The sequence below is a fragment of the Streptomyces sp. NRRL B-1347 genome (assembly GCF_000720325.1).
GTDB lineage: Bacteria > Actinomycetota > Actinomycetes > Streptomycetales > Streptomycetaceae > Streptomyces.
Genome location: NZ_JOJM01000230.1, coordinates 1 through 1,269 on the forward strand (window position 1 = coordinate 1; position 1,269 = coordinate 1,269).

Annotated in this window: 1 protein-coding gene; it reads right to left on the minus strand. The window is 64.5% G+C overall.

All coding sequences use genetic code 11. The features are described from left to right. Nucleotides 1–190: 190 nt before the first annotated feature. A complete protein-coding gene (locus IG74_RS0144665; protein ID WP_078869665.1) occupies nucleotides 191–1,138 on the minus strand; it encodes an aromatic prenyltransferase in 948 nt (315 codons plus the stop codon). Between the last annotated feature and the right edge of the window lie 131 nt (nucleotides 1,139–1,269).

Here is a 1,269-nt window from a genome sequence, read left to right on the forward strand (position 1 = left end):
CATATGAGCTGGCGTACGCCTGCCTTCGAGGGATCCCGCCCTGCCCGCCGGGCGAGAACTCCGAGGCACGATGATCCACAACTCTTGACAATTACTCGCTACTCCGGCACCGACGATCACCGTGGCGGGCCGACTCATGCCACAGACCAGGGTGGGCGCATGGAGTTGAGAGGGGTGACCCGGCCGGGGTTCACGTTGCTGCTTTTCGCAGTGTGTAGTCGCGTCCTTCGTCGCCGTAGAAAAAGCAGTTCCACTGGCCGAGAACCTGGGCCATGTCCCCCCGGTAGCTCCGCTCGGCTTTGATGTAGTCGCTGGCAGGGCCGAAGGACCAGCCGATGACGTTGCACTCGTCCTCGTCATGGCTGGGCGCTGCGTTGAGGAAGGCGCGGATGCGCTCGGGTACGCGGGGGAGGCGGTCTTGGGGGACCTTGAGCGCGTAGAAGCAGACCCGCTCGATCTTGCCGCTGGCCAGAGACAAGGTGATGGCGACGCAGTAATCCTCGGGTACGTAGGCGAGGACTTCGTCCACCAGGTCCGCCGTGGGCGGCTTGCCGCCGGCCAGGGCATGGATGCGGGCGAACTGTCCCGTGTCCAAGGGGCCTTGGGAGCGAAAGTAGACATTCGCGGTGTGGTGGCGCCAGTCGACCGCCACAAACCGGATGTGCGCCAGCCCCAGCGGCAGGAAGTCTTTGAGACGGCTCTGCACAGCGGCAGGCAGGGCCGGGACGGCTAGGAGTTCTTCGGCCGGACGCAGACCTCCGAAGTAGGTCCACGTCTTGGCAAGTCCCCGTCCCGCGTCGAAGTCGCAGGATTGCGTCGGTGCTCCGTCGTACAGGGCTGCCCAGGATGTGAGCAGAGGAATCAACGGTTGCGCACCAGCGGGGAGCAGCCCCGCGCAGGACGCCTGATGGACGGTGTCGGTCTTCAACCGAGAGAAGAAGCGGTAGGAGAGCTGGTCGCCCGGACGGCTGGTGGTCTTCCACAAGGTGGCGCCCTGAGCGAAGTTGTCCGCGTAGGCGTCCAGGACCGCAGTGGTGATGTGGTGGGCGACGGGAGCTCCAATCACGGCGGCGGTGGCTTTGATATCCTGATGAAACTGTTCGGGATCAAATTCCGAAGCACGCATTTCGCAGGTCATGGGGGAGCCCCTACATAGAATCGAGCGTGCATTACCGGTAGTTCGTTGACTTGGGGGCGGGGGAGCGGTAGTCCGGATGGTGGAGGTGGTGGCGATGACCGCTCGTCGTCCGTGTCCGCCTGCACCGGGGC

Coding starts and splice junctions, on each gene's coding strand:
- IG74_RS0144665 (WP_078869665.1), bottom strand. CDS start 1,138: ATGACCTGCGAAATGCGTGCTTCGGAATTTGATCCCGAACAGTTTCAT.